The following is a 19,345-nucleotide window of genomic DNA, read 5'->3' as shown; positions in this document are numbered from 1 at the left end:
GGTTAGGCATTAGGTGTAGCCTTGGATGACAACCTTTAACCTTTCAACCTTTCAACCTTTCAACCTTTCAACCTTTCAACCTTTCAACCTTTTAACCTGCAACCTTGGCCAAAAGGCCACGCTACGCGAACAGTTTTACTTAACTAAGAAACAATTTACGCTCCGCTTCTCTGCGTTTGCTCAAGCCTAATAGGACTCGACCACCACCCTTGTTCCAACGAAGAAACTCATTGGCAGCCCCTTGATCATTACCCTGATTCAACTTACGTAATAATGTCGAGCGCCTAAACGCTGTTGGTCCTATATTGAACACAAAGCTAACTAGAGCAGAGAATTCATTATCAGTCAGTGATACTTTGACAAGATTACTCACCGTAGATTCAGAACTTTCTAAATCTTGTCTGAGCAATTTCTCCGCTTGCTCAACAGTGATCATATCTCCGATGCGAACACCAGCCGTATGACCCCATCCAATAGTAGGAATTCCCACCGGATCGATATAAGCTTCTACTCTGCCATCGGGGCACCTTTTATGAAGTCCTTCAAACTCTTTAACAAGATCTAAACCAGCTTGGTTAATGTTTCTATCGGTACCTGGTGGCAACTCTGGTGTTACTTTTTTGATGATAGCATCAAAGTAAAACTGAGCCGTTTGAGGACCAATAATTCCTTTTACGGCTCCAGTATTACCGAGTTTGTTAGCATCTTTAAACTTATTGACTCCTGCCTCAGATAAGTTCAAGCCGCATTCTTGACACAGTTCAATAAAATTTTCTATAATTATTGAGCTAATAACGTCTTCTACCTCCAATTCCATTAATTCTTGGAGTTGAATAACCTGAGGCACTGGCAAATTGACTAGAATGTCAAGTGCATGGCGTTCTTCCACAGAAAGGCTATCGAGTTTGATGTCTTTAATCGTTATAGCTGACATAGTTATATAACTTATAAAATAAACGTAACGTTATTGGATATAAAATCTGCTTTAATAATTATTATATCCCTGATTTTTTATGGGTAAAGGTTAAGGGTAAATTGGGAAGTGGGAATTGGGAATGACTAAAAAGAAGCGAAAAAGCAGATTTTAAGATACAATAGTCGCCCAGGAAAAAAATCCCATGAGTTGACTCTGTTTCTTGACTAAGCTCATAGCTGACTGCTTACTCAAGCACTAGGTTTTTGAGTTGCTAAATTAGTCTTCAGCGTGAGTTTTCGCTTTTACGTTAATTGTGATAAGTTTGAAACAAAAATTTACAAAACTAGGAATTCCCCTTTCCCGTCTCTTGGTGCGCGTTCGGTGTGGGCGACAGCTCACGGGGTGACAAGCTAATTGAAAATCTTACAGGGGTTAGGTTTTAGGGGTTAGGTTTTAGGGAACATCCTCATGGCGTAGTGGTTGATTAACACTATCTATGCAGTTGGATTGGTGAAAATTGCTTCAACTGCTCGGAATTACAACAACACGAGTCGCGCTGATTTTCCCCAATACCTAATACCTAATACCTAATACCTAATACCAACACCTGCCTAGGTTTGAGCTTTGTTGTCACCCCTTGAGGGGCGACAGATTATTAAGGGTAATTATCCGGAGATGATATGACAAGCCAAGCCAAACCTTGATTTAGCTGTCTAGCAAAATTCATCCCACAACGAACATGCTACGCCATGAGTGTTTAAAGTTACCGTAAGGTACTGGTCGCCTTTATGGTTAGTCGGTTATGCGTAAAAGAGGTGCGACCCGTGGCGAATTTAATTCGCCTACGGTTAGAAGTTACCGCAAGAATAGGGCAGCCTTTATAGTCGGCAGGCTATGAGTCAAAGGGTAATGGTTATTGTTTTAAGGCTGCCCTAATAAACAGGTTTTGTCTCCGGAAAGCGCACCTTTGGTTAAAACTTTGCCGATTTTGGCGACCCTATCTATCGGTTTCGTCTCCAGGGATGAATTTTGCACAGGGTCTCTTGGTATAGGGAAACGAGCTATCAAGCTTCTCACGATTTCTGATTGGGTCATCCCGCGTCGCTCTGCTTCCTGTGCTATAGCAGTCCTAAATGATTGGTGAAATATATTGGCTAAAGTGTTCGCGATAGCGTCGGCCTCGATGAAAGCCAGGTAGCGACTTTTTTAGTCGCCGTAAAAAAAAAATATTAAATGGCAACTTGACAGATTAATTTAAGTGCGTCAATATAAAAGCACAACAGAAGAGGTCGAGTTATGATGACCATTCTAGAGTTCAAAGCCTACGGTAAAGCCGCCCAATATAAAGCCATAGACGAGGCTATTCGGACGGTTAAATTTCTTCCCAATAGCTGTATCCGTTTATGGAGGGATAACAAGGGAACAGGAAAATACGATATTAGTAAGTACTCTAAGGTATTAGCCAAGGAGTTTTTTTTTGCTAATCAATATAATATCTCCACTAAACACGGACTGGTACAAGGAATCAGTCACCAATATTGCAGCATTGTACACCGGAAAGATGGATACTCTTATAGTTTATAATTCAAAATAATCTCTGTCAAGCTGCTGTTTATGTAAGGGGAACGACTCCTCCCCATGCATGAATGACAGGGGTTTCCGTCGCTCCCCTTACCAACCCCTATTTTTTAGATGAATCAAGCATTAAAAGAATCTAGTAATTTGTTGACTGCGGATTTAAAAAAACTTAAAATTTTCCTACAAAAGAACTCAGAGGTAGACTTTCGCAAAGCGGATTTGCTTCACACTCCTAATCTCAAAAAATATAAATGGATCAAGTTTAAAGATGAAGAGGAAAAAACCAGGGTATTAAATCTACTCAAAGCCTATCAGCGCATGCTGCGGATTGTACCTAAGGGTAGAGAAGATGTTGCCATGATGTTGCTTGAGGGGGGCTTTCAATCTTCGGTACAGATTGTCAACACACCCAAAAAAGCTTTTCTCAAGTTCTTTGAAAGCGATCGCGAACTTGGCAAAAATGTGCTTAAGCGTGCCATTGCTGTACACAAAATCATCACGCTGCAATATATAGCTCGCGTAGAGCAAGCACAGCCACATGCCCGCGCGGTGTCTCGTCTTTAATCCAAAGCTCCACTCCTATTAACACTGCTAATACTTTATAGCGTTTGTCGTATCTATGAGGTACACATTATTTTTTACCTCTTCCCTCTTACCTCTTTACTGCTCCCTGCTCCCTGCTCCCTGCTCCCTAAAAACCAGAGATTTGTACCTCATGGGTATAAGACTTGCTATATACAAGTATTGCTACTCCAATAACCAATTTATTTACACGTATAGGTTGTAAACTATCATGAGCATGCTAAACAATATTCCCAATTATGCAGATTTGTTCGGTAACATTGACTTTAAAGAAGGTGATGATGCCCGCTCCGTGTATTCCCCTGCAGCTTATTTAACTGACTTGCTGCAAATGCTAGATGATGAGTTTGATGATGCTGCTAGTGTTGATTTTGATACGCGGCGGATTGACATCAAAGAGATCGATCTTGACGCAGAAAATACTAATACCCTAATTCCCTACCTCGATATTGTTAACGAATTACTCGAAGGGCAAGTGACTGGTGGCATTTCAGCGCTCAAAAGTGCGGTCTATCCCTTCAACATGCCGTTCTCACTGGATAATGAAAAAATCAAAAATCACCTGCATCACCTGGGTATTTCTGCCCATGAATTGCGTCGCTTGTTTGCCACTGATACTGACTACTACACTGTGGCGCGGGAATATCTGGGTCTATCCCTAGAAGAGTTGGAAGCCCTATTAGAACCGGAAACCCTCGATCAGAATGCAGTCGAAACTGCCTATGGCTATACAGGCAGCGAAAGTTTTATCAGCTATATGTCTACTGTAGCCAACTTTATGGAGACTACGGATTTGACAGCCCAAGAGATGCTGCAATTACTGTACCAGAATCTCTACATTGAACCATCAAACCATTTCGATGTTGAAGCGGGTCGTCATAATTTTTACATTAATACGGGTATTAGCAGTTCTTCAGGCTATGTCACTCTGAATACCGAAGAGACTGATCTAGTGTGGTATGACTATGACTCGCAAACTGATCCTCAAAGTAGTAATTTCAATACTGTGCCTATCGAGTGGTTTGAACGCACCAGCCGTTTTGTACGGTTAGCTCAGAAAACAGGTCTGAGTTTTACTGATTTGGATCATATTCTGCGCCATAGCTGTAAATTTGTTGATGGTACTCCCACACTGAATGAAAATACTCTGGTGATTATTGCCCAGGTTGTTTATCTGCACAAGACCCTAGAACAACCAATTGATAAAGTGGTGGCCGTAGTTAGTGAGATTGACTTTACCGGCAGAACCAACGAAGATTTACCACAGGACCAGTTCAACCGTATTTTCAACCTGCCCTGTGTATCGGTAAATGAAAAATACCTGCACATCAGCGGTGTAATGGGCGACAAACCCGACCAGTATACAGACACCACATATCACACCTACACCCAAATCGTCTATTACCCAGACTTGTTCAGCGATGAAAATGATGATTACCGCAAACGTCTGCGCCATAGCTTGGGTTTTACTGATACCGACCTAATTAATATTACCGATCGCCTTGAGTATGAAGAGGTCGCTGATAGCAGTTTGTGGGAAGACACCGCAAACGAATGGCAATTACTAAATGTGCTCTACCGCATTCGCGCCTTGTGCGATGGGCTGGATGTTCATTTTCTCGAACTGTTCACCCTCTTTGACCTGCTGGAACAAGACCCCTTTATTAACCGTTGTGACCCCCATACTTACTTTGTCTACAATGCACCAAGTACTCACAAGTGCTTTGAAATCTTTATGGCGGGTGCTAGCAGCGACAGCGACCGTGTGATTGTGTACCAGAATCAAAACTATGGAGGGACAAGTCAGGAGTTTGTTCCGGGTTATTATAACATTTCGGACCTACAGAATGGAGTCGGTAACGATAGCATAAGTTCGTTGAAGGTACCAACAGGTTGGGAAGTGACTCTGTACAAGGATGCAGACTTCCAAGGTAAAAAGGAAACCTTTACTGGTGACACCGAATTGAACGAAACAGATTTCGACGACAATGCTTCAAGTATCGTAGTTAAAGGTTCTACCTCCATCATCAACGACCAGCTTTGGTTATTTGAATCCCTGGTTGTCCTGACTAAATGGATGAAGGAATTCGGTTATTCGCCAGAAATGCTGTGGAAAATTGTCAATGGCGCACCGATGACTGACAAGGAGGAAGTACAGCAGAAGGAGCAGGACCTCGCCCTTTATAATAATTTGTTACAAAGCTTTAAAGCTGGGGAAATTCGCCCAAATACTTTAAAAGAGGTTCTTGGGGATGAGCGTGCTTCTCACTTTGCTTTCAGCCTGATCAAAGGTCAGTATGGGAAAAAACATGAATATAAACCCAAGCGATGCCGCAAGTCTTCACGGTTCCGTAAGCACATGGCACCCAAGGAACATAAGCACCTCCTGTTCCCCTATAAACGCCGTGAAATAGAAGAACTCACTCAAGACTTTATCCAACAACTGGCGACTATCAGTGACTATGAATTTATTGATTTACAACTTGAGAACAAACTGATTGAGAAAATTTTCAATAACCTTGTTAATCACAAAATAATTGATGGTAGTGGAAAAATCTTAACTGAAAACCTCATCCACCACCAGTTACCACCGATAGCAGAGTTTGAGATTGAGTTTGATTTCAGCGATCTTAATCAGAAGGTATTTGACAAATTTTATGAAATTTACCAGGAAGCCGCTGATGCCAGGATAGAAGAAACCGACACCATCGAAGTGCAGGTGTTTAAATCGGACTTAAAAGAACTGGGTCTTACCGAAATCGAAGCCCGAGAACTATACGACAATCTAATTTACAATGGCTATATTGACTCGGAAGGTTATGCCCAGGATGTGTCAATGTTTAGCGACCTTAGTGGTGCTAGCAGCTTTGACTTGACTACAGAACTTGGGGAATTGACTCGTCCGGTATACCACCTGCTTAAGCGACAACTGAGTAAATTCAAAGCCAGCAAGGTGAAAATCAGCGAGCAAATGTTTGCCGAGCTTGACTTGAAACCAGTGGCGTTGCAAGACTTGATCGAGAACCTCAAGATGAATCGCTACATTGATGAACATATGTTCGTCAGGGATAAAATGCGTATAGTCGGTGAAAACCCAAGGACTATGGCACTAGCGCTACAGTTTTATCCCCATCGCAAAGAGATATTAAAAGCCTTAAAAGATGCGATCGCTGCTGACAAGGACACCTGGTTAAAGATAGATCGAGTCGAATTAGGCAAAATTGCTGCTACCGCTGTATCCCGCTGGGTATACGAAGACCTACAAGATAGTTACCTGGATGGTAAGGTTTTGGAACCGGGCGCTGGTGCTTTCTTCAAGGAGGAGAGCAACCGCGAGAACTTTAGTCTGCGACCATATTTTGATGTCAGTCAAGCTACAATTATTTTCGACCATATTGCTGGTATCATAAACTACGCTGATAATTATCATCTGAAAGATGAAAACCTGGCCGACCTCAATTTTACTGCTGAGGAAATTCGCGGTCTAAAAGAGGTTCTAGAGGAAATCGACGTAATTGATGGCAACAGTATGTTGTTAGCAGAATGGTTGCCTTTCTTCCTGGTACCAGAAAATGCAGCAACCTTCAGCGTACCTGGATTTGAGGATTACGATACAGAAATTTTCTTCCAAGTGTACGATATTGCCAAAGCCATTGATGGTACTGTCAAGGCCGTTGACAAGGCAATGAAAGAATACAGCGATGCCCAGGAGAGTGCTATTCTCGAACAGTTGGAAAGTGTGTTGGGTATCGAAAGGTCAGCGGTAAAAGCTGTGTCCAAAGCGGTGTTTAAAACCGACAATAACCTACATTTCCCTTGGTTACAACCGTTGCTGGAAAACGCTAATGCCTTGGGTAGCTTGGATGAAATTCCCGACGATATGCATTACACCCAAGCCGTGAAGCGTATTCGTCAGTTAGCCTTGCTGATTAATAAGGAACAGCTCGATATTAACGAGATTGCCATTTTACTTGAGGATCAGGATCTGGTAGCAAAATTCCCAGAAGACATGATTCTACCGGATGATATTACCTCGGTAGATGCAATTTTGGAAAGTGAGGAGTTTATTTACTTATTTAAAAGCAATTACTATTGGATCTACTTGGCCCAAGATTACACGCTAATCGACAAAAAAGATGTGGTTGCTGGTATAGATGAAGATGATGACCTGATAGACCTGCAAAAGGAAGATGAAGAACTACAAAAACGCCTGAAAGAAGACCCCATCCGCCAGTTATTTGACAAAGAACAACTGAACCTGGTAGACGCAGCCTTTATCGATCGCTACGGTACCTGGGTAGTGGTCAGTGAGGATTCCCACTACGTGAAATACGCTCATACTGATGTTTGGGACAAACGCAGTAACCAGTTTGGTCAAGTTGATAACGACTTTGACAACCTGGAAATGATCGACGCGGCTTATGTTGATTCCGAAGGACAACTGTTCTTGTTCGCCAATGACAAATACGTGCGGTATTCAGATATCAACCAGCAGCAGAACGGACAACAGCTCATAGTAGATTGGGGCTATCCCAAATCCATTGCCGAAGACTGGAATGATGAGAACCAACCGATTCAACTACCGCCAGCTTGGAACCGCGATTTAGGACCTATGTTCGATGGTTTGGACAACTATTGCTACGCATTTTTAGGCGATCGCTATATCTCTTCAGAAGATGGTACCGTGCGGCCAGTGGCAGAGAAATGGGGACACCGCGAATACAATTTTGGTCAAACCGATCACATTGATGCTACCATGGTTGACCTTGAAGGTAACTACCTATTTTTCTTGGATGAAAAAGTGGTCAAATACCGAGGTAGCATAGAACTAGCCAACTTGCAGCCCGAAGAAGGCTACCCGAAACCCATACACGAGGAATTCACTTCCCTACCGGATGAATTGGTTTTAGGCATCGATGCGGCATTGTACGGTCAAGATGGAAAAACTTATCTATTCCGTGATGACGAATTTGTCAGTATCGACCCCAACGCCGGGAATACCACCATTGCACTACAAGAAACGCGCAGCACGTGGGGGATAGTTACCAACCAAATCGCCACCGTAGGTATGGTTGATGCGGCTTTTGTCGGTTTGGACGGTTACACCTATATTTTCTCCGGTGAGCAGTATGTCCGGTATTCTGGCAGCGACTATTCCCAGGTGGACGATGGCTTTCCGCGCAATATCAGTGAAGACTGGGAGGGTTTGACCAAGGTTACAGGTGCGTTTGTTCTAGGTAATAAAACTTACTTATTTGGTCAAAATACGCAGAATACAAACATTTATGTCCGCTATTCTACCCTACGCAAAGATGAGGATGATTACCTAGAGGTAGATCAAGAAGACCCCAATGCTCGCGTAATTGAAACGGTGCTCGCCAACCGCCCGGATGTTGATGAGATCGAAGTCTTTCCGGCCACAGTGGACGACGAATTTTGGAGTTTGCCTGAAAGCATCACGGGAGGTGCTAGCGACTTTCAGATCGATGCGGTTATGAATGGTCCAGATGGTAAAGTCTACTTATTTTACGGAAACGAATATGTGGAACACGACTACGCCAATCGCTGGTGGTCGGAACCAAAAATTCTTTCTTCGCAGTTGAATCGTACTATTACTATTGGCAACATTGATGCTGGTTTTACAGGCATTGACGGCAAAACCTACCTGTTCTACGATAATTCCGATGAGTCCAATTCTGATAACTACAAGTACCTGCGCTTTTCTGACCCCGAACTCCGTCATTTGGACTATGGCTATCCACGCTCAACTAAAAAGTTCTGGGGTAAAGTACGTAACAATATTGATAAAACGGGCAAAGTTGATGCTGCACTGGTGGTAGAATCCCGGTGGCAGGAACAAGACGATAACGGTCAGTTGGTGGATATGACAGCTATGCATACCTACCTGTTCTCCGGTGACCAGATATTCCGCTATGAAGGCAGCAATTACGATACAGTGGAACCCGGTTACCCGCGCTCGATTAACCGCCTCCATCAGGAACCACGTTTCCGGGGTTTACAAATTGGCTTCGGCAATGAGCATAGGGATTACAGCAATGGTAAGCAGCGTCACAGAAAATTACCTTTTAAGGGCTTGCATGCTTCCTTCCCAAAGGGAATAGATGCTGCCTTTGCCGACCAACGCCAGGTCTACCTGTTTAAAGGCAATAGCTTCCATGTGGTCATTGGTGATGAAGATAACTACAAACAGTACACGGATAGCAATTTTGCCAGTATTCAGGCTGTAACTCAGGAGAAAGGTGTGAGCTATGTGCTCAGTAGCAGCAATAACACCTGGCAAAAATTAAATCACCTGGAAGCTACTACACTCACGCCAACCCAGGCAACGCCACGTACTGCTGAAAAAGCTGCTGGAAAACTAACATATAATGATCTTGAGATTCCGATTGATGCTATCTTACATGGTACTGATGGCAAAAGTTATGTTTTTGGTGGGGACCAATATTACGATGTTGAACTAGAGCGCAGTTTTGCGATCGCAAATGTGTGGGGGCGTTCACGCAACCCGATTTATGACCAAGAAACTATTGATGCCGCCTTTGTTGGTCGTGATGGGGTGACCTATGTATTCTCCGGTGAGTGGTTTGTAGAATACGAATACGACTCCACAACCTCCTACATAAACCAGATCGTAACCTACCCACCCCGACGCATCCGTGATAAGTGGCGTGGGCTAGACAATGTTGCCTTGGCGTATGTTTGGAAGGAAGAAACCTACCTGTTTGAACGACCCAAAGCTGATGGTACTTTCCACTACCTACGTTACAGTAAAGATAGCTACGAGCGTCCAGATCCTGGATATCCCCGTCAAGGCGATTACAGTATGTGGAATATCCCCGAGGAGCATCAAAGAGAAGGTTTTGATACCATCGATACGATTTTTGTCCAAGAAGACAATCTAATCTTTATCAGCGACCAGAAATTTATCAGCTTTAACCTTAATACGGAAAACTGGAGCTACCCGCAGCCCCTGGAGTTGATATATAGCGGTATTCCCTTTAACAAAACCGATTTCCAAGACCTCAAATCCGGTTTTATTGGTGCAGACGGTACGGCTTATTTCTTCAACCAGCAGTGTTACGTGAGCTACAACAGCACCACCAATAGCTGGAGCAACGTTTCCGACATCAAAGACGATTGGGGCTTACAGAACAACATTCTCAGCAACAGTGTCAGTGCGGCCTGGGTTAGTGGGGATGGTGTGACTTACCTGTTTGCCGGGAATTCCTATGTACGCTATTCCGGTGCCGACTACCGTTACGTGGATGAGGCCTACCCAAAAGAAATTGCCACTTATCTACGCAGCGAACCCGCCTTTGAATTTATGAGTAAGGAGTTCCAACAGCATCTGGATGCATTAGAGGAAAGATATAGCACTAGCACCACTTCTTTTGATTTCTTTAACGGTTTGCTTGATAATGGGCGTTGTCTGTATTTCTTTACTAGTGACGCCACTAATGAGATTTTGTTTACCGGTAGCCCCAACAGATATGTGGCATACGAAATTGACGGTATTGGTCACATCGAAAATAACTTTACCCAAGGTGGTTATGTCGATGCCGCTTTCGTTGACACTGAAAATCAAAAAACGTATTTGTTCTCAGGGGAACAATATATTTGCTACACTGGCGATCGCTATCGTTATATTGATCAAGGCTACCCGAAAATTATTGCCGAAAGCCTGGCTGCAGAGCTGGGTATTAACAGTTTGGACGAAGACTATCGCAACGGGATTGACGCAGCATTCTACCACAACGAGCTCGGCTTGGTGTTATTTAACGAGCAAAAATACCTAAAAGTCACCGATGATGGCACAAATATCACCAGTACCGAAGGTAATATTAATGGCATCTGGGGACTGCTCGATAATGCCTTCACCAGCGGTAACTCTACTGGTGACTCTACTATTGATGGGGCTTATGTAGACAACCACGGGGCTTTGTATGTATTCAAGGATGAGCAGTTTGTGCGCTACAGCGATACCGCCCAACTATTTGACCTCAACCGCTACGATGAACCGCGCTACGTGGATGAGGAATACCCACGCAAAATCGAAGAAATGTGGCCCCAACTCGATAGTAGTATCCTTACTACTAATGCTGGTGTTGACACGGTGTTTAAATTTGAAGATCAGATCTACTTCCATAACACCAACAATTTTGTTACCTACAATTTTGTTACCTACAATCTAGACCTCACTGACCAATACGAACAGAAGCCAGTGCAACTATTGGCTTACCGGTGGGGCGAATGGTCCGACTACTTGTTGAGCGATGTACATACCATTAGCCGCTTTAAAGACTTAGGACAACGGTTTATGGGTGGCGAACTCACCTTGACAGAATTGGTCAGTGGTGCTAATGGAAAAGTGAAAGAACCCTACATGCACTTCGCCGCAATCTTTGGGTTTGAGAAAGAAGACGTGCGCTGGGTCAAACAGCGTAATGCCTTCCTACCAGAACAAGTGAATGCGATCGAAGAAGATTTTGATCTCGAACTTGTACTACGCTTGTACGATATCCTGGCCACCACCCAACGCTTGCGGGTGGATGTATCGGAATTGTATAACGATGTTTGGCTTAATCTTTATGGCAGCACTACAGATTACAGTGTTGCTGCCACTGAGGCCTATGAGCTACTGGTGGGGGTTGACTGTGATAACAATTACGAAACCCTGGTTAAGCAAATCACTAATGAGTTAAATACCATCAAGCGTGATGCCCTGGTGCCCTATGTAATTGCCAACGACAGTGATGTTACCACTACCCGCCAGCTTTATCAAAAGCTACTGATTGATATTCAGATGGATAGCAGTGCTGAAACCTCCCGTATCAAGGAAGCGACGGCTGCTATCCAATTGTATTTGCATCGCTATTTTCTCAATTTGGAAAATATTGACCTCAACACAAGCGACCAGGAAGCTACCCGCTTGGAGCTGAAAGAACGCTGGAAATGGCTACGTAATTATCGCGTGTGGGAGGCGAACCGCAAAGTTTTCTTATACCCAGAAAACTACATTCGTCCAGAACTGCGCGATAGCGATCTGAAAACTTCTGGTTTCAAAGCCCTCGAAGCAAGCTTATCACAAGGTCAACTGACTGAAAGCAGCATCGAAGAAGCTTACTTAGAGTATCTCAACAATTTTACGGATGTCTCTCAACTAAAAATAGCTGGGGGTTACGTTTATGAGGATAGCAGTCCGGAAATCGACGATAAAAAACTGGTACTTTTTGGTCACACCCACACTGAGCCGAGGCGTTATTTCTATCGCTTTGCTACCTTTGTTGGGGGTGACAGTGCTGCTGCCATCTGGGAACCCTGGGAAGAACTAGACATCAAGATTGAGGCTACCCGCGTAGAGCCAGTGTTTGCCTTTAACCGCGTATTTGTGTTTTGGGTAGTATTGGAGGAAAATACGGAAGACCCGTCCTCAGCCACCATCACCACCGCAGACGAAAGTGACACTGAAGAAAATGAAACTCAACAAACGGTATCCTCCTCGGGCAACACTTACCAAGAAGTGAAGGTCTACTACTCCTTCTACAATCTCAATAAGCGCTGGTCGCAACCCCAACTACTCCAAACTACCTTTGAAGACAGTGAATTAGCACAATTCGATGATTTTGGTGCTTCCAATCCCTTCTACATTCGTGGTCTGAAGATCACCACAGATATCTCTAAGGTGAGTTTGTTTGTCGAGAACTCCACTAAGTTAACCCAGAACGAGACGGACTATGACGATTACGAAAACATCCACATCAACGTGGGCTTCTATCTAAATCAAACTTTATCCTTCTCCTTAAAGATATTTGGAAAACAAATAGATACGTCAATAGATATACCGGAAAGTGGTCCTCATTACAAGGCCTTTAACCTGACCCGCGAACTTTACTCCCAGGAAGCCGAAGCCCTAAAGTTTGAAGACCAGGGACAGGAATTGTTCAAAGAGTTGTTCGACGAGGGTGAGATCGAAGAAGACAATGTGGTGATGTTGAATAACAGCAGCAACTCCACAGATGGTCCTTGGTTTGCTTATAACCACAAGGGTTGTGGCTTTTTGGTGAAACCAGATGCGTTCTCCCTCGACAATGATACTGAACTGACACCCCTGAGTGAAACCAGCATACTCAACAGTGGCATAACGAGTGGGATAACCGCTGCTGTACAGGTGTATGATGGTGGTGATATTTATTACTTCAAATCTGATGGTACTTATGCCATAATCTCAGCGAAGGGTATCGTCTCAGAACAAGGTGACATCAACAGCCGTTGGGGAATTCCTCATGACACCAGCAACATGCAAATCACTGGTTATGTTGATTCGGCCTATGTCATTGACAATCAGATTTATCTAAGGCTAGATGGGGAGTTGTACCAATATACCGGTTCTTTTAGCACTTTAGTGACGAGTTATGCTGATGCAGCAGCTGACATGCCACAGGGCTGGAGTAGTATTGATGCCGCTTTTACCAATAAGAACAGCGTAAACTTCTGGTTTAATAATGAGTTGGGTCTTGTATACCGCAGTGACACAGGCAGTATAACCCCAATACGTACCACTTTTGGTCTGCCCAATGATGACACACAGTTAGGCCCCCTTACCACTGCTGTCGTTTATAACGGTAATTTACACTGGATTGATAATACAAATTACTACGAGTATTATCCTGGCGCGCAAGAACCCAGCTCAACACTTTCCAATACAGTTCAAACAGTTTTGGATAGCATTTTAGGAACAGCCATCAACTTCCAAAATACGAAATTAGATTCACAAAGCCAAGATGCTCTGAAAGGTTTCACCCTGGCTGCAATAATGACACTTGATGATGGTGGTTTAGCAACTTTGGATGATCAAGGGAATCGGATTTATGTTGACAAAGACAATGTTGTGCTGCCAAATCCACCTAGTCCTTTTAATGTCAGCGATTACGACGAAAACTGGACTTTTGGTCTAAATTATACTGACACTAATGGTAATTCCTATTACCTAGCTTTTTACAGCACACACAGCGGAATTACCACACAAAATAACAGGATTGCTAAAGCTTGGAGTAAAAATGTAAATGGCAGCGACTACCTGGAGATAGATTTTGGCAACAATGGCAATTTTGGGCCTTCTACACTCTACGATACCCGTGTTAATGTTACTGGTGCTTTTACCACTGCCGGTGGTTATATTGTCATCATCACTGATCAAACCACTTATCACTTGTTCGACAACAGTCTACAGCCAGCAGACATTATTACCAAGCTCAGCGATGATACTTACTCCGGAAGCCTGAGCGATCTCAACCTCGCGGTGTACCTGAACACCACCTTTAACAATGTATGGCTGGACAATAAAGTTGATGCTGCCTTTATTGGTACTCAAAGCTTAGGTTCTGAAAATAAGTTGTACCTGTTCCGCAATGACGAATACTTGTGCTTTAATCAAGAAGACGATGATAGTTTTTCGGTTCCGGTTGACTCGGTCTACCCCAAAACGCTGAATAATAACACTGAGGGCTTTCCCCCCCAATGGACTGAAATTGATGCTGCCTTCACTTCCCCCGATAATGGTATTTCCTATCTGTTTAACAATACCCTACAACTTTATTACGACAGCAATACTAAAAACACCAATACCACAGTAGGCGTTTGGGGGGTGCGACCAGTCAACACCTTGCTAACCCAACAGCAAGTAGATGCTGCTTACGTATTTGACAGATATCTATATTTAATTGTTAACACTGATAGTGGTACCGAATATTACCGCTACACCCTGGACAGTAGTGCCAATGACGGGGTATGGGATACGGTTCCCGATTACATCGACGAGGATCCCAAAACCTATGCTGAGACCAACAGTAATATCGATGCTGCTTTTGTAATCAACAATTATGTTTATCTGTTCTCCGGCACAGAATACTATCGTCTCGAACCAAATGATCCCACTGAACTAGGAAGTGCTTCCAAGATTTTGGGTAGTTGGGGTAATCTTCCTGAGGAGATTCGTAATCCTGAGGAGGATAATCCTTCCGCTCTTTCTGCAGCCCTAAACCATGTCGATGGGAACATTGAAACTCTGTACCTGATTAAAGATAATGCCTACATCAAGTACGAAATGAGTAATGCTGATAAAGCTCAGCCTTACGAAATTAATGACGTAAACTATGAGTTAATTCGCCTCACTTCCAGCACTGCGGAACAACTCAACCAACTGCTGTTTGCCGATGGTATTGATGAACTGTTGAAACTGTCAACTCAGGAAATTAACGAATCCCCCACCATTACCATTGATGGGACTTCTACGCCTTATAATATCAAGATGAACCCAGACAAGTTCAACACGGAACCCATTAACAGTCATCTTGACTTTAACAGTGCCAACGGCATTTATTATTGGGAAGTGTTTTTCCATGCTCCTTTCCTGATTGCCCAAACCCTGAATACAGAACAGCAATTTGAGTATGCCAAGGAGTGGTACGAATATATTTTCGACCCCACCGAAATCTCTGATTACTGGAAGTTTTTACCCTTCCTGGCAGCTGACCCGGATGCCCTGATGGCCAGTTTGTCCAATGATATAGATGCTTTTGCCAGTCTGACTAGTGATACAGATGTATCACAAGTGGAACTGGCACTGCAAAGCATGAGAACTGCATTGGCACCTTATCAAGATGTGTTTTTAGGGCTAGCGAACAAAAGCACAATAGATGACAAGCGTGAAGCTACCGCTTTGGCTGCAGCGGGTCAAGCAGGTACCACCTATGTACCTGGCGAGGTAAGCCTAGCCAATATCGAAAAGTGGTCCGAATTTATCGACCTGGAAACGGAAATATTAACCCTTAGTACCAATCTCACTAGTGGCAGTATTACTCCTACATCTGGATCAAGCAGTGACAGTGAATTACTCGATACTTGGGTAAGCGGAATGCAGGAAGTGATGGAAATCCTCAAAAAGCTCGACTTCCGCATCGACTTAATGAGCAATTACAACACTCAGCTTACTGTGTACCTCGAAGACCCCTTCGACCCCCATGCCATTGCGGCGCTGCGTCCCCTTGCTTATCGCAAAGCCATTGTCATGCGCTATATCGATAACTTGCTTGACTGGGGGGACATGCTGTTCCGCCAGTACACCCGCGAAAGCATTAACGAAGCCCGTATGCTTTACATCCTTGCCTACGATATTCTAGGTGAAAAACCGGAGAATATGGGTCGTGTGGTGTTGGAAGCCACCAAGAGCTATAACGGTTTCTACACAGACGAAAATAATGTTCAGCTAGAACCCTCGGATGCCTACGACTTTCTAATTGACCTGGAAAACAGCTCCAGTGACGGCATCACGGTAGATTACGAGCAAAGCCTGAGTTTTGCGGCCACTCAGTTCGATACCGTCATGAATCCCTATTTCTTTATTAAAGAAAATGAACTGTTTACAGAATACTGGACGCGGGTGGAAGACCGACTTGGTAAAATCCGTGCCAGCCTGAATATTGATGGTGTAGCTCAACCATTACCGTTATTCCAGCCCCCAATCGATCCCATGGCTCTAGTAAATGCGGCTGCCAGTGGGGGTGGTATAACTGCTGCTGCCATGGCTGCTGCTGGTGCAGCAAGTGTGCCAGATTACCGCTTCAGTTCAATGATGGCCAAAGCTCGCGATTTGGTTGGCAAGCTCAAAAGCTTCAGTGATAACCTACTTTCAGTCCTCGAGAAGAAAGACTCGGAAGAACTCAGCTTGATGCAAAACAAGCAGAGCGGGATGATTTTGGACATAGTTACCTCCTTGAAAAAAGAACAAATCAAGGAAGCGAAAGAATCCCTCGCAAACCTCAAGGAAACTAAAAACAGTGCCATAGCTCAGAAAAATCACTACCAAAACCTAATCTCTAATGGGTATCTGCGAGAAGAACAAAAGCAACACGAGCTGATGCTGAGTGCTGCCATAATGCACTCAGCAATCTCCCTAAGTCAGATTGCCAGTGGTTTGTCCTACGTTGGACCGCAAGTTACCTTAGGTGCCTTTAGTTTCGGGGCTACTGCTGGTGGGAAAAACGTCGGCGATATGATGAGTCGATTTGGTGATGCCATTCAGACCAGTGCTGAAGGTCTTAGCATGTTCGGCGAGATGGCCGGGGTAGAAGCCCAGTTTAAACGTTCTAAGCAAGATTGGGAGTTACAGAAAAAGATGGCTGCCAGCGAAATGATCCAGCTAGACTACCAAATTGCAGCCCAAGAACACCGGGTCAAAATGTCCGAAATCGAATTGTTCCAGCATGAGAAGGACATCGAGAACGAAGAAATTATTGCCAAGTTCATGAAGAGTAAATTCTCCAATATGCAGCTCTATAGCTGGATGAAGAGCAAAATCTCCGGTTTATTCTTCCAGACCTATAAATTAGCCCACGATTACGCCAAAAAAGCCGAGCAAGCCTTTATTTTTGAAAAAGGTATTAAAGCCGGTGAAGTTAACTATATTAATGGCATGTACTGGGAAAACCAGTATCAAGGTCTGCTGTCAGGATCCACACTGGAACTGGATCTCGATCGCATGGAAAAGGCTTACCAGGAAACGGACAGTCGTCGCCTGGAAATAACCAAGACTATTTCACTCTTGGAAATGGACCCCCTAGCGTTGTTGCAACTAAAAACCAAAGGTTCCTGCACCTTCCGCTTGAGTGAGGAGTTGTTCGATTACGATTTCCCCGGTCATTACAACCGCCAAATCAAAGCAGTTTCTCTCGCTTTTAATGTTGGCGAAGGTCAGAAGGTAAATGCTACCCTAACCCAGCTCAGCAGTAAACTGGTGATGGATACGGATATCAAAGCAGTGAAACACCTCATGAACCCCGCTAACGAGGCAACTACCAACGTCCGTGCTAATTGGCGAGCCAATCAGCAGGTGGCTCTGTCCCATGTGGACCAGTATACCGAGAACAGCGGTATGTTTGAGTTGAACTTTGGTGATGAGCGCTATCTACCTTTTGAAGGTACTGGTGCTGTTTCTAACTGGAACTTGGAACTAAATGGTAAGAAAGGCGATTACAATCCAAAGGATTTGCTTGATGTGACAATTAAGCTACGTTACACCGCCAAACAAGGTGGTAGCCGCTTTGCCAACGAAGTCAAAGGTGTGCTCAAGCCCTATAATGCTACCAGCTTCTTTGACCTGGCTTATAATTTCACCGATGAGTGGGCTGCTTTGACCGAAGGGGAAACCAATGAAGTGAGCATCACCTTTACTCAGGATATGTTCCCCAATATGACTAGCAGCAAAATTATTGGGTTGTTGATTCGCTATGAATACAAAAACGGTCAAGGTGGGGCGTTCTTTACCATCAATGACAATTTACAAGTGCCGAATAACACCTATCTACAACCAACTACTCTCAGTATTGGTCAAAGGGGCAGTGAGTGGAAATTTACTGTCAAGGGCGATGCCAGCAGTTTGGAGAATGCGGAGATGGTCTTGGTTTACAAGGCAAAGATTTAAACGAAGGAAGAAGGAAGAAGGAAGAAGGAAGAAGTTACAAAAGTAAGTAATAAGTAACAAGGAGAAATAGCAAGTTTTTATGATGATTTCACAATCAAGCTTTACAACTTAATAAGTTACACAGCTTGATTGTGGGCGTTGCTGAATTAAGGAATGAATGCGCGATTATCTGGTTTTATTAAAGCCCCCTAAATCCCCCAACTTTGGGGGACTTTAAGAGTTTTGTTCCCCCCAGAATTGGGGGGCTAGGGGGGCGAAACCATATCCAGAATCAGTTACACAGCTTGATTGTGGGCGTTGCTGAATTAAGGAATGAATGCGCGATTATCTGGTTTTATTAAAGCCCCCTAAATCCCCCAACTTTGGGGGACTTTAAGAGTTTTGTTCCCCCCAGAATTGGGGGGCTAGGGGGGCGAAACCATATCCAGAATCAGTTACACAGCTTGATTGTGGGCGTTGCTGAATTAAGGAATGAATGCGCGATTATCTGGTTTTATTAAAGCCCCCTAAATCCCCCAACTTTGGGGGACTTTAAGAGTTTTGTTCCCCCCAGAATTGGGGGGCTAGGGGGGCGAAACCATATCCAGAATCAGCAACGCCTGATTGTGAGACAAAAAGTCCTACTTGTTACCCATTACTTATTACTTATTACCCATTACTTATAGCGTTTCTAGGACTCATGAGGTACACATTATTTTTTCCCTCTTCCCTGCTCCCTGCTCCCTGCTCCCTGCTCCCTGCTCCCTGCTCCCTGCTCCCTGCTCCCTGCT

5 protein-coding genes are annotated in these 19,345 nt (G+C 44.0%); 4 read left to right on the top strand and 1 reads right to left on the bottom strand.

Annotation, left to right across the window (positions count from 1 at the left end; genetic code table 11):
* Positions 1-139: 139 nt before the first annotated feature.
* Positions 140-934, bottom strand: coding sequence for a lysozyme (locus BJP34_RS37190; RefSeq protein ID WP_083305255.1), 795 nt, complete (start codon positions 932-934; stop codon positions 140-142).
* A gap of 1,278 nt (positions 935-2,212) precedes the next feature.
* On the opposite strand from BJP34_RS37190, the gene BJP34_RS19000 reads away from it, so the two are divergent.
* From BJP34_RS19000 to BJP34_RS18990, 4 genes are all read left to right on the top strand, one after another.
* Positions 2,213-2,500, top strand: coding sequence for a hypothetical protein (locus BJP34_RS19000; RefSeq protein ID WP_229423932.1), 288 nt, complete (start codon positions 2,213-2,215; stop codon positions 2,498-2,500).
* Between the two features lie 108 nt (positions 2,501-2,608).
* Entirely contained in the window at positions 2,609-3,058 is a 450-nt protein-coding gene (locus BJP34_RS18995; protein WP_070393694.1) for a hypothetical protein, read from the top strand.
* A 55-nt stretch (positions 3,059-3,113) separates the two neighbouring features.
* Positions 3,114-3,281 (top strand): hypothetical protein, encoded by a 168-nt coding sequence (locus tag BJP34_RS43715; protein ID WP_158517307.1) that lies wholly within the window; start codon positions 3,114-3,116, stop codon positions 3,279-3,281.
* Between the two features lie 6 nt (positions 3,282-3,287).
* Positions 3,288-18,575, top strand: coding sequence for a hemopexin repeat-containing protein (locus BJP34_RS18990; protein WP_083305254.1), 15,288 nt, complete (start codon positions 3,288-3,290; stop codon positions 18,573-18,575).
* Positions 18,576-19,345: the final 770 nt, after the last annotated feature.

The sequence above is a fragment of the Moorena producens PAL-8-15-08-1 genome, from assembly GCF_001767235.1.
In the GTDB taxonomy this organism is placed as follows: Bacteria; Cyanobacteriota; Cyanobacteriia; order Cyanobacteriales; family Coleofasciculaceae; genus Moorena; species Moorena producens_A.
Note: the sequence above shows the minus strand (reverse complement) of the source record. Positions and strands in the feature narration are given on the sequence as shown.